The following is a 13365-nucleotide window of genomic DNA, read 5'->3' on the forward strand; positions in this document are numbered from 1 at the left end:
TGAATTATGATTCATAAACCCATATACGCATTTCCCCTTTGGCCCGATTGCACCAGGCATAGTAAGGAATGGCGGTAATTTGTTGAGGAACAAGTTCAGGGGGCTCCGAGCTGTATAATGCATTTGAACCTTTTACCCGATATCCCTCTATGGTCAGCTTTACAATGCCACCCAGCAGATGTTCGCTAAATTCTTCTGTAACGGGGTTATCCTTTGGTAATCTTAATCCTGCCAGGTTCGCCCCATTATCCGCTTCTTCCAGACAGTACACAACTGGACCACGTTGAAGAGCAACTTGCTGCTGGTTCATGGAGACAAGTGGGTTGCTCCGAATGCGCTCCACCGGCATAGCCAAGTGCAAAGTTACCATATCGCCATCCTTCCAAGTGCGCTGAATCTCGACATAGCCTTTTTCAAGATGGTCTAGTGATATGACTTCCCCATTCACCTTGACCTCTGCCTGCTTGCACCACCCTGGAATTCGCAGTGCCCATTTAAATGCAGTTGGCTCTGTTACATGGATCGAAAGAGCAAGATCCGCATCCCACGGATAATGATGGGTTTGTGTAATTTCAATCTCTTGTCCAGATAAAGTCATGTTCACCTTGCTGGCAATATACAGATGCGTATACAACGTATCCTCGGTCTGGGTGTACATATTGTCCTCCACCGATGCAATCATTCGCGCCAAATTGGGTGGACAGCAGGCGCAGAAGAACCATTTTTGCCGCTCTGTTTTTACATGTTCCTGATCTTTTCTCGATTTTTGGAAAGGATTGACTTCCAGCGGATTCACGTAGAAAAACCGTTTCCCATCCAGATCCATCCCACTGATCGTTCCATTGTAGAGCGCACGCTCCAGAACATCGGCATATTTCCGGTCCGGCGCTAAGCGCAGCATACGATTGGCCCAGAAAGCCAGCCCTACAGAGGCGCAAGTTTCGCAGTACATGCTGTCATTGGGAAGATCATGATGGCAAGTGAATGCTTCCGCGTTCACCGTAGATCCGATTCCGGCAGTAATGTACATTTTGTGGTTCGTGACATCATCCCACAGCGTTTCACAGGTTTGTAGCAGAGAAGCATCTCCCGTTTTTGCAGCTAGGTCCGCCATCGCAATATACAGATACACTGCTCTTACCGCATGACCAACGGCCTCTTTTTGTTCTCGCACAGGTTGGTGTGCCTGCTGATATTCGAAGCCTAGGCCAAAATTAATATTGTTATCATCATTCCAGGTGGGCTCTGTTTGAATATGCTTTCTCTTTTCTTGCTCCTCCACAAAATAAATAGGATGCTGTCCCCGCTGTTCGATAAAATATTGCGCTAATTTGAGGTATTGATCCTTAGCCGTTACGTCGTATAATTTGATCAAGGCCAACTCAATTTCTTCATGCCCCGGATAGCCTTTCCGCTTCCCTTCTTCTGTACCAAATATCTGCTGAATCAGGTCTACGTATTTCTCCATAATGTTGAGGAATTTCGTCTTACCCGTCGTTTCGTAATAAGCAACAGCCGCTTCTATAAAGTGTCCCGCACAATACAGCTCATGATTGTCCCTTAAGTTTGTCCAACGATTGTCAGGTTCCTTCAGCAAATAGTACGTATTCAGATATCCATCCTCAGCTTGTGCTCTTCCCAATAGATCAATGACTTCATCAGCCCGCTCTTCAAGCGCAGAATTTGGATGATCCCTTAAACTAAAAGCAACCGTCTCCAACCATTTGGCAAGATCACTATCTTGGAAAACGGTTCCATAATACTCTCCACTAGATTCCCCGGCCGCAATTCTAAAGTTCTCAATCGCATGGCTGGGTTCTGTATCTGGTAATTCATCATTTAATGCTTTCCACTGATAAGGAATAACCTCTTCCGCCACAACCTGCTTATACTTTTTCCAAAATGAATCATCGACGATGACATGCTTCACTGGTTTTGCCGTTTTCATTGGATAAACATCCCTTCCTGGAAATAGAACGCTTTCATTTTTGAAAAAATAAGGATAAAGTAATGATAATATCGAACAAGCTAACCTGAACTCCCCTTGCTACAGTCCTTATTTTATCAACCTGAATTTATAAAAAAAATCGCGATCTTTAACTAAAACTTATACGATTTCACACACAAAGGAGCTGACTTCCATGAGCAAAACAGACTTTCTATCTTTCCTTGTCCCTCCATTGCCTTATTTCATTGAGGGGAATTTTACTACATACCAAAAAGGGGACTGGCATCCGAATCGCTATAACTTGGGATATTTTGACGTAATTATTATTAAAGAAGGACTACTGCACATCGGTGAGGAGGATGAGTCGTGGAAGATAACTGAAAATCATGCACTTATTCTTGAGCCGGATAAGCACCATTTCCCCATAGAGGCATGTACAGAACAAACCTCCTTTTACTGGTTTCATTTTCAAACTAATAGTATGTGGTGCGCCCAATCCTCGCCGAATCTTATTATCCCTAGCACCCCCATTCCTGAGCTGCATTTTCACTCAGAACATACCACCATCCATCTACCCAAATATCAAAAACTAATTAATCCCCATGAGCTGTTCTCCAAATTGGACTATTTACTAGCCTCTACTTTAAAAACTCGAAAGCTGGCTCTATGGGAGACTCAACAAACATTTGTGAATATTTTTCAGAGTTTGGAATATGATGAGAATTACAAAAGCAGTTCCTCCAAGTTAGCTGAACAAATCGAAATATTCTTAAAACAAAACTACAGAAATGCCATCACGAATAAAGACCTGGAGGCACATTTTCACGTACATCAAAACTATCTTGCCAGATGCATGAAGGCCGCCTTCCAGCGCACACCACTTGAATATTTGATGGACTATCGTCTGGATCAGGGACGCAGTCTTTTGCTGCAAACCGACTGGTCCATCCAGCAAATTACGGAGGAAACAGGATTTTCTCAAGCCAGCTATTTTTCAAAGTGTTTCAAGGAGAGATTTGGAATGTCACCGAAAAATTACAGACAACAATACTGGAAACCAGCCAATTGAATGTTTACGTCTCTTTTACATTTTGATTGTATTCTTTTGATATTGTCACTTTATACTGAGTCGGTTATATCATTTTCGCTTCAGAAAAGGGGCATACATATGAAGGTAAATAAACTAGCATTATTAACCATGTTAACAGGGATTCTGGTATCACCAGAACTGACCCATGCGGCAAACACTCAGCCATCCGGGTACGCATCACTACGAACACAAGCAGATAAAATGGGGGCAACCATTACATGGGACAGTGATGACCATTCAGTGTTGATCAAGCTGAAAAATGGCATTGTCGGGACTTTTACAGTCGGTGAGAAGCAATATCGTCTAGCTGGCCAAAGCGGAAAAGCAGACCGAGAAATTAAGATGATCAATGGAAATGTATATCTTCCTACAAAAGTGATTACTACGCTTGAAGCAGAGAACAGCAAATATACAGATCCCAAGGACGCAGTCCCCACCTATAAAGTGCTCCCCTCTGTCGAAACAGAAGCCGTGGAGGATGGAGAAGATGCAGCTGACGACCCTGCAATCTGGCTTAATCCGGTTGATCCGGATAAAAGCAGAATTTTAGCTACCAATAAGGGCGGCGGAATTTTAGTCTATGACCTGGATGGCAAGCAACTGCAAAACATGAAAGTCGGAAAAATGAACAACGTGGATCTTCGTTACGGTTTCACATTGGGCGGTAAAAAAGTCGATATCGCAGGTGCAACCAATCGAACCAACAACACAATCGATATCTTTACCATTGATGGTGTATCAGGAACGTTGACCAATGTGGTTGACAAACCTATTAAAGCAACCATGAAAGAAGTATATGGATTCAGTTTGTACCATAGCCTCAAGACAGATAAGTTTTATGCGCTCGTTTTGGGCAAAGAGGGTGAATTTGAGCAATATGAGCTGATTGACAATGGAAACGGTAAAATTGCCGGCAAGCTTGTCCGCCAATTTAAGCTGGCTACGCAATCCGAGGGCATGGTCGCTGATGATGAATATGGTACGCTCTACATTGCTGAAGAGGATTACGCCATTTGGAAATATAGTGCCGAGCCAGACGGTTCATCCAAGCCGCTGCGACGTGTTGATATTGCAGATGGACGTAGACTTCACGATGACATAGAGGGGCTCACATTGTATTACGGCAAAGACGGCAAGGGGTATCTCATGGCCTCCAGCCAAGGCAACAGCAGCTATGCGATCTATGAACGACAAGGCGACAATGCGTATATAAGCAACTTCACAATCGGCGACAGCCCTACCGTAGATGGTACGTCTGTCACAGACGGTATTGATGTTCTGGGTTACGGATTAGGCAAGAATTTCCCCCATGGTATCTTCGTTGCACAAGATGACGAAAATCTCCAAAACGGCAAGAAGTTAAATCAGAACTTTAAAATGGTACCTTGGGAGCGAATTGCTACAGGTGCGGCTACCCCGCTAACGATAGACGATGGCACCAATCCGCGTGAACTGGTGAACAGAAGCACGAAGTAATGCCCGTCAGGGAAATAAAATCAACAACATTCTGACTTGATCCATAGAAAAACCCGCTCAATGAGCGGGTTTTAATTGTTTACGCTTTAAGATCCAGTACCAATACATTTACCGAGTTAGCCGGTAATTGTAAGAGGAGAGAATCCGTATGAAGTGTGACCTGCTGTTCGGTAGGCACTACCTTTTCATCATTTTTCTTATTCACGTTAGGTACATGAACAAGCGAGGAATCGCCGGTTAGTGTAATCAGCTTCGCACTGGATTCAACATTCAAATCTTCCAGGTTCAGCTGTGTTGCCTTATCTACGTTATCGGCATTCACAAGCTTCACATATACATGTTCAGCATCTTGGGTCACCGAATTAAACACGTCTCTGTTGTAAGCCTCCAACTTGTAGTCCAGCACTTTACTGGTAGTTTTGCCGTCGGTGTAGGAGCAAATCAGGTTGTTGCCCGTTTCTCCCCCATAGTTCACCGTGATGGTGTAGTCGGTGTTGTCGGCCAACTCTTCATAGCTCGCCGCTCTCAGGTTGCCCGCCGCTGTACTGGAAGAGTAGTCACCCATGGTATAGCCTTCTATACCTTGTTTGTAAACCTTCACGCCGGTAGCATTGCCGCCATAGCCAATCGCGTATTCGATAACGTTCTTTTTCTCAGTGGTAATATCCGTGAGGCCTGCACCCACATAAAAACCATCCGTGCCGGAAAGGCGAGAAGCAACCACCTCTACCTTGTAGTTGTTCCAGCTGTCGTTCAAGATGTACAAGCCATTCAGACCGCTATCTTGGGGTTTGAGGACAAGCCCCTTGCCTTCCTCCAACGTAGATCCTACAGAGCCAGGAATAACTTTCCATAATGAATTCAATTCCTTAGTAAAATCTTGATCCAGCAGTACACTGCCGTCCTTATTGGAGGTAACGGTCACACGCTTAACTACAACCTCGGCGTTGCCTGTCGCGATTTCGATTCCACCCTGAGGAATGAGGTCGATCGGCTTGCCATTTTTGTAAGTAGAGAACGAAGTGGCCAATACTTTATCACCCAAATATTGGACATACATTTGCTGCACATAATAGTTTGGTGTAAACCACACGGTTTCGTCGTCGAACCAGATACAATCCGGTGTCCATCTGTAAGTTCCGTCCGTCAGGACTTTGTTAAACAGCGGCGCATAGGCAGCCAACCGGACGACATCGGCATTATTTTCGAAGCCCGTCATCACTGCTGCTTCTGCTACTGCGCCTGCCAATGTATTTTTATCTGTCGAGGCATATTCCCCAACAAAAACCTTCGACGTTTCTTTCCAGTTGACACTGCCATCCGCGTTATAAGCTCTATAGTAGTAATTATAGCGGTCCACATTATTCAACAGATACTCATTAGAACGGTAATAGTGTTCATCGGCAATGGTGTCCATATAGTCTTTTTGCTTTTCATACCAGGTTACAGTCTCTTCCGTCACCTGGTTACCGTCTGCAAAAGCAACCTTGGCTGAGCCCTTCATATTACCGCTCAGGAACTTCCAGCCCTGCTGATAAGCATCGTCGTCTGCTTGAGCGCCAACCGTGGAGATGATATGCAGTTCATATCCCGGATAATTTTTCTCCATGTACTCATCAATTGATGTCTTGAACACCTCAAAGTTGGCGAAGAACTCTGTACCCCAGTTTTCGTTGCCCACGCCCAGATAACGCAGATCGAACGGTGCTTCGTGGCCCATTTTTTTACGCATGGTGGCCCATTCATTATGTTCAAAATCAACGCTGATCGCAAAGTCGATCAGATCCGTAAAATTCTTGATATAGTATTCTCTTAGTGCGCCTCCAGCCGGATGAGCATAATCCGAGCGGGCTTGGCAAAGCACACCACAGGCCATAACCGGAAGCGGAGCTGCATTCAGGTCTTCTGCCAACTGGAAGTATTCCATATAACCAAGACCCATGGTCATCATATAGCCCCATACATTAAAGTTTTCCTTGCGCAGCTCGATATCCCCAATGGATTCCTTCCAGTCGTATACATTTTCCCATATAAATGATCCTTCGGAAATACAACCACCTGGAAAACGCAAAAACTTCGGATGCATGCCGACCAGTGCGTTCACCAGATCTTTTCTCAATCGGTAGTTCGGATTGCCCTGATAGTTGGCGTGTGCCGACGGGGATTGCTCTTCCTCTCCTGCTCCCCATACATCTTGTGGGAATAAGGAAACCATATCAATGGAAATGTCCCCTTCAAATGTAAGTGCCAGCTGTCCCAGCACCGTAGCTGTACCTGTCAGCACCAGCTTGGAGTCGACACCGTATTTTTTCCACGTGCTGCCACCTTCCACCTGTACGGTTACCGGATCACTGATGTCCTTTTCCTTCGAGTCTTGAAGTTGCAGTGTGATGGTACCCGTCGAATCGGCCTTTGCCCAGATGGTGAACTCATACTTGGCACCCTCTTGGATGGACATGGCACAATTCTGGTTAGAATCGGAGAAGCCTTTGTTCCGGATCGTTGCCCCATCCGCTACCGTCACATAATAAGAGTTCACATCCTTATCCTTTGCGCCCAAAAACTCATTCAATCCACCGCTATGTTGTGGAGTCATCTTGTCCGTATCACCAGACCAGGCGAACAGCGGATTGCGATTCCGTCCTGTAGAGCATCCACATTCACCCGAAGCATGGGAATACGTATCAAACTCGAAGGATTCGAATGAGCGATTTTGTACAAGTTCTGCATACATCCCGCCATCTGCGGCGTTATTGATATCCTCATAGAATAAGCCGTACATCACTTCGCTGACATCCACAACTTCTTTATTCCCATGAATAGTCAGCGTGTATGGAGGCAGTTGTTCTGGGAGAACGGATACTTCAAAGCTTTCTTCAATCCGACTTGAACCTCTGGTCAAGAGAGCCGTAACGGTGACTCCCTGTGCGGAAGTAATCGCCTGAACCTGTCCATTGTCAGAGAGTATGCTAGGTTGGCTGGATTTCCAGGTCACTTCTACTCTTCCACCCATCAGAACCGTTGGTAGAGATATGTCTTTGGTTATAATTGTCGTCGGAAATGATAAATACTTATCGCGGGCAAGCTTCACAATCTCCTCATCTGTCAATGAATCGCACATGACCTCAATGACTTCATCCGCCGTCAAGCCTGCTTTATAAATTCGGAAATCCGAAACCAAGCCAGCAAAGTCAACATCCGCTGCATGTTGGGAACGACCAATAAAATTGTTGCTATAGTTGGTCGAATCTGCAAACGTTTCGAACCATTTGCGCAGCTTGGCATAGTTGCCGCTGGAGGTTTGGCTGATGGAACCGTCTGCTGCCACTTCACCATTGACATATACCACCGGGCCCGCACTACTTAATGTGCCCCCCTCCGTGCCGATTACAGACAGGGCTATGTGCATCCATTCATCTCTGACAAAACCTCTTCCTGGGTCTACGGATAAGTCAGTCTCAGTGAAAAGAGTTCCACGCAGATTCCGTGTCATAAACATATAAGGACCCGTGTGGGATTTACCAAAGTCAAAAACACGTTCCCACATATCCGTGAATCTGCCGAAATTTACCCAAGCCGTCACTGTAACACCAGTGTTATCGCTTACATCTTTAAACAGATCAGAAGGTAGCTGAATATAAGATGTTCCGTTGGGACCTCCCTCAAGTGCCAAAGCCGCTCTTCCGGTAGTATGGGAGATCGTAGGTGCTGCTGTGCCTGAAGCAATCCCGTCATTACCTTGTCCGGAGCTATCCTTGCCGACATTCTCTGCATCATCAAACTTGTACCGCGCAATGATTTGATCTTGGAATTTGGTCATCTTTATGGCTCCTATATCTATAGTTTATTAATGTAATACCTAATTAGTTAATATAAATACGTACTATATAGCTATAGTACCTTATCTTGTGTACCTTTTTCAATCCAATAAATCGGATTTATAAAGAAAATGCTTGAACAATCTACATTAAAAAAGCAGTCATCACAGAGAATACTCTGCAACAACTGCTGTTTGGTTCATAGAATTACTTAGCCAGTCGGCAATTTCCTGAAAGGAAACAGTTCAGCGGTTAGCTATGGCTACCCGTTCAATTTCTGTCCACAATTCGGACAAAAGTTAGCTCCCTCGTTTTTTGTGCCACAATTCGGACAAAAATTAGGTCTTTTACCTTCACCAGAAGGAGTGGGAGCATCGGATGCAGGCTGAGTCTCAGCCGGGGGCTTCTGGCTTGGGTTCAAGTTTTTCATCATTTCATTCGCTATATTCATGCCCATCATCATACTCGCCATATCCGAAGCAGCACCGCCGCCTTTTACATTCCCCGATGCAACACCGTCGGTCATCGTCACTTGTTGGTACTTTTGTAGATTACCGATCATTTCATGAGAAGCTGTCTTTGTAATCATATCCTGGATTTCTTGAGGATAATTGAAGCTCATCACATGAAACCCTGTAATCGTCATACCGTTGTCCATCACTTGCATATCCAGATCTTCCTGAATGCCCTTCGAAATATCAGAAGCATTTGCCTGTAGATTAAACATATCCTTGCCTTCTCGGCTGATCCACTTCATCAATAACTGATCCAACACCGAAGTAATCCGTATTTTCACATCCTCAACAAGATAACTGTCCTTTACCCCGGCAAACTTATCAATAAGCGTAACATAATCGTTTACTTTAAAATTAAATGTGCCGTTGGCACGAATCGGCATCCCGCCTGGCAGTTGGGGAGTAGGGATCAAAACCGGGTTTTGTGTTCCCCATTTGACCGTAAACTCCTTCGTATTAACGAATAAGACCTCCACCCGCATGCCACTGTTAAAGCCGAATTTAAATCCTTTTAATGTCGTTAGAAATGGAATAATATCCGAGTCCATGTTATATGACCCTTCATTCTCAAAAATGCCCTCGATCTTGCCGTTATTTACAAAAATGGCGTCCTGACCGGAGCGAATAATCAATTTACTGCCTTTTTTAATTTCACGATTGCTCCACTTCCAAAAAATCATATCATCCCTAAATTCTTCCCATTCAACAACATTTGCAAATTGATTCCTGAAGAACCCCATGTGCTGTATCCATCCCTTCCATTAAAATGATCCTCTGCTGCCGCTATGCGAATGACCGCCGCTGGTGGTTCCGCCTCCTCCGCCTGATGAGCTGCTGCTACTGCTCTTTTCAATCTTCCGCTTCGTTGTCGTTGTGTGAGTGTACAGATCTTGATGTGCCAGAACCCCTGACGTGCTTGCATCCTCGTAGGTCTGCCGATTTACCGTAACCCGACCGCCGGAATTAGAAACCATCTTACCTACAATAATAGACGCCAATCCCAGCGCAACCGCCAAATGAATCCAGCCTTTGAAAAATATGCTGTCCGGATTCACGCCTGGGCGGATGGCCAAATATTTGTGCGCGCCCAGAATATACTTTTGAAATGCAAGCCCATAGTTACCGTTCGTCAGATCCGGGGTAATCTCATGGCGGATTTTAGTAAGCCTGTCGTCATCCAGATACCGTTCTGCTTTGTAAAAGCCAGCTAAATAAACCTCTCTATTCCTCATATCCATCGTTAAAATGACTGCATTCCCATGGGACCTGTCATACCCCGGGCCATGATCATCATAAAAATCCTGCGTCATTTTCATAACATCCATATTGTCGGGGTTGTTGGTCGTATAAACAATAATGTCTGTTTCTCTTTCGGCTCCGTATTGGTTAGCCATAGTGTTCAACACATCATACTCTTCCTGATTAAGCAGCCCCGCCTCATCAAAAATCAATGGCTTCATTTCTGTCGTTGCTGCTTCGCCCTTCATTTCCATAGGAACCGCTAGAAAGGCGGCAAAGAACAACAAAACAGCCACAATGGCTCTATATTTTTTCAATAGAATTCTCCTCCCATGATTAGCCAAGTGATTAACCTTAATGAAAAGAGAGTTATGCCGAAAATGCCTGCAAACCAAGCTGTCACTTTGAACTTGCTAATCGGAGGTTTACCAACTACCTTGCCCGTCTGACCGTTCATCGCAAACGTATGCTCCAATTGATTGTAGTCATAGTGTATGACCCATACCGGGAGCAGGACATAATCCGCTTGTTTTAATGTAGTATCAATTTGCTTTTCCGTGTAACTCACGGACGTATACTCTGACACCGTAGACTGAATATAAGCATCAATATATTCCTTCACTTTGTCTTTTACTCGCGGGAAAAGCTCTTCTTCGTTATAACTATACTTTTCCGCAATATAACCCGCTAGATATGGCGTTTTAAAAGGCTTGAGCTGATCATAGGCAAAAGGCTCCAATTTATCCATCAGCTCGTCATTCATTTTCTCCGCAGCATCAATCGGAACCTTCACATAATTCAAACGGATTTTCCGATATACATCAAAATGCTTCGTTTCTGTATATTCGTAATCTCCGCTTGTATAGGTTCTCACTTGGATACCTTCACCTTGAACCTCAATATGATTATGTAATTCATATAACCAGAAGGGGACATACATACCGGTTATTCCCTTGATTCGGTCGGCCATCATGAATCGTTTCGGTGTCAGACGGCCATTCTTGCACCATTTTTTGAATGCAGCTATGGCTTCTTCCTTGCTGATCGAAAAAGGAATAACCTGCGCCGGAGCTAGCTCTCCAGTCAGTCGATCACCCAGCACCACGGCAGAACCACAAAAGCTGCACACCGTTGCACTCGTCTCCACTTCTGTCATAATCACTGCTCCACAGTTATTGCAATGAAACTCATGGGCCTCATCTTCTGTAAAAATACGATTAGTCAGAGGATCAGGAATCGTATCGATGTTGTCCTCTCTTCCGCAGCTATGGCAAGATAACATTCCTGTCTCACTGTCAAAGACCATGCCGCTGCCGCAGTTGGGGCATTTGTATTCGATAACCGGCATCTGCTCACCTCTTCATGTAGAAACTATTATGATTCTTTGGGATTGATTTTCTTCTTGATTGCAGCCAGCTCATCTTCTGGATTGGTACTCTTCTCATATTGTGCGAATAACGCATCCAGGTCGTCCTTCGTTCCTGTTCGGAGCTCGGCTATCGCCATCGCTTCATCATATGCCCTGTTCACCTTTTCTTCCAAGGCCTCGAAAACAGAATCATGGTCGCCCATAGAATTCAATGTTTGCTGTGCTTTGGCGATCGCCAGCTTCCCTTTAAGTTCGGCACACCGCAACTCCAGTTGCCCTATATCGGACACCAATTTCTCCTGCATTTGTTTCATATGTACGGCGTTTGCCGAAGCTAAGTCATAGGATGTCTGTAACGATTCCAATTTCTCCTCCTGCAAAATTTTACGTTCCAGAAACTTTCGGGCTTCCTCTTCATCGCCTGCTTCTACAGACTTACTTGCATAATGCTGGAGCTTTTTGATCTCAGCTCTACATTCATCCAGTGCTCTTTTCGCTCTTTTCTCATCAGCCAGCACTGAGGCCGTTTCCGCTTTCGCCTTGCCCAGATCACTATTTAGATTTTGCATATAATCATCAATCGTCTTCTCCGGATCACTCGCCTTATCCATTAAGGCGTTGATATTCATCTTCATAATATCCCTAAACCTTGACAAAATCCCCATGATGACCTCCTTCGAAAGGACTACATTCCCCCATATCATACATCAAATCCTATTAAAAATGTTCATCATTCATCATAGCTATATATGGACCCTATCGCATGCTTTCGGTTATCACTAAAAGCGAAGGGTTCAAAAACCTTCCACAGATTTTTGAACCCTTCTCATTCATTCTTGTAGATCATAGCTCTTCATAGGAATTGGGGTCCTGCCCCCATAGCCGTCCATCTTCCCTGCTGAGCGCCGAAATCACGTTCATTTCCTCAGGCGACAACTCAAAATCAAAAATATTCAGGTTTTCCTTCTGGTGTTTTACAGAAGAGGCCTTAGGAATCGGGATCGCTCCTAGTTGAATATGCCACCGTAAAATCGCTTGTGTCGCGGTTTTGCCATGAGCAGCAGCAATTTTCCCAATCTCTTCGTTTTCCATTATGCTGTGACCGCGACCCAAAGGGCTCCACGATTCCGTCACAATGCCCTGTTCAGCATCTTTTGCACGCTGATGCTCCTGGTTAAACAATGGATGCAATTCAACCTGATTGATGCTCGGCGTGATACCTGTTTCCCGAATCAAACGTTCATTATACTCAGGCAGAAAATTGCAGACCCCGATGGAACGAATATAGCCCCGCTTCTTCGCCTCAATCAACGCCTGCCAGGCTTCAACATAACGATCAATTTGGGGATTCGGCCAATGGATCAAATACAGATCATAATAGTCCAAACCGCCTCTATATAATGACTCTTCGATCGTGACAATGGCTTCCTGATACGCATGTCGACGACCCGGTAGTTTGGAGCAAATCAACAATTCTTCTCTGGGTACAGAACTCTGCCGGACAGCTTTCCCGACAGCACCCTCATTTTCATAGTTGAAAGCTGTGTCAATCAGACGGTAACCTGCATCAATCGCGCTAGCTATCGCTGTTACTCCATCTGCCCCCTTCAATCCAGCAGTTCCAAACCCAATGACAGGCACCTTAGTGCCATCATTCAATACCTTCTCCGGAATTGGATGGTTCATATTAACAGCCTCCTCTCCTATGCTCTTATACCATAACACCTCTTCAATATTCAGACAAAATGCAGCGAACCATTCAGTTCCCCATATACTTATTACCCACTTGCTCGTGACTTCCCTATTAAATTCTCTGTGTGCTACATCAAAAAATGCCTGATCCCCGTTGAAATCAAGGAGGTCAGGCACTTCTATTCTACTACCAAATCATATATTTCACTTCATGCTAG

General features: G+C 44.8%; 9 protein-coding genes. 2 read left to right on the forward strand and 7 right to left on the reverse strand.

Going from position 1 to position 13365, the window contains the following annotated elements; genetic code table 11:
• Positions 1 to 4 precede the first annotated feature (4 nt).
• Positions 5 to 1948, reverse strand: a complete 1944-nt coding sequence (locus ACXHJ2_RS22520; protein ID WP_165083312.1) for a glycoside hydrolase family 127 protein — start codon at positions 1946 to 1948, stop codon at positions 5 to 7.
• Between the two features lie 193 nt (positions 1949 to 2141).
• Here ACXHJ2_RS22520 and ACXHJ2_RS22525 point away from each other — a divergent pair, with 193 nt between their 5' ends.
• Both ACXHJ2_RS22525 and ACXHJ2_RS22530 read left to right on the forward strand, forming a co-directional pair.
• Complete coding sequence (locus ACXHJ2_RS22525; RefSeq protein WP_040102368.1) at positions 2142 to 3017, forward strand: helix-turn-helix transcriptional regulator; 876 nt, start codon at positions 2142 to 2144, stop codon at positions 3015 to 3017.
• 99 nt (positions 3018 to 3116) lie between these two features.
• Positions 3117 to 4514, forward strand: a complete 1398-nt coding sequence (locus tag ACXHJ2_RS22530) for a phytase (protein WP_165083314.1) — start codon at positions 3117 to 3119, stop codon at positions 4512 to 4514.
• Positions 4515 to 4593: 79 nt separating this feature from the next.
• Here the strand turns inward: ACXHJ2_RS22530 and ACXHJ2_RS22535 are convergent, their stop codons facing one another.
• From ACXHJ2_RS22535 to ACXHJ2_RS22560, 6 genes are all read right to left on the reverse strand, one after another.
• The gene (locus tag ACXHJ2_RS22535; protein WP_165083316.1) at positions 4594 to 8334 is read right to left on the reverse strand and encodes an alpha-L-arabinofuranosidase C-terminal domain-containing protein; all 3741 of its coding nucleotides are present in this window, start codon (positions 8332 to 8334) and stop codon (positions 4594 to 4596) included.
• A 260-nt stretch (positions 8335 to 8594) separates the two neighbouring features.
• On the reverse strand, positions 8595 to 9587 hold the full coding sequence (locus ACXHJ2_RS22540; RefSeq protein WP_165083318.1) for an SPFH domain-containing protein: 993 nt from the start codon (positions 9585 to 9587) through the stop codon (positions 8595 to 8597).
• A 21-nt stretch (positions 9588 to 9608) separates the two neighbouring features.
• On the reverse strand, positions 9609 to 10403 hold the full coding sequence (locus ACXHJ2_RS22545) for a TPM domain-containing protein (protein WP_165083320.1): 795 nt from the start codon (positions 10401 to 10403) through the stop codon (positions 9609 to 9611).
• Complete coding sequence (locus ACXHJ2_RS22550; RefSeq protein WP_165083322.1) at positions 10400 to 11434, reverse strand: TFIIB-type zinc ribbon-containing protein; 1035 nt, start codon at positions 11432 to 11434, stop codon at positions 10400 to 10402. The genes ACXHJ2_RS22545 and ACXHJ2_RS22550 overlap by 4 nt, the downstream gene beginning before the upstream one ends.
• A gap of 26 nt (positions 11435 to 11460) precedes the next feature.
• Positions 11461 to 12120: a PspA/IM30 family protein gene (locus tag ACXHJ2_RS22555; RefSeq protein WP_165083324.1), complete on the reverse strand. Its 660-nt coding sequence runs from the start codon at positions 12118 to 12120 to the stop codon at positions 11461 to 11463.
• A 178-nt stretch (positions 12121 to 12298) separates the two neighbouring features.
• Positions 12299 to 13141, reverse strand: a complete 843-nt coding sequence (locus ACXHJ2_RS22560) for an aldo/keto reductase (RefSeq protein WP_165083326.1) — start codon at positions 13139 to 13141, stop codon at positions 12299 to 12301.
• Positions 13142 to 13365: the final 224 nt, after the last annotated feature.

The organism is Paenibacillus sp. ALE3, from assembly GCF_054113405.1.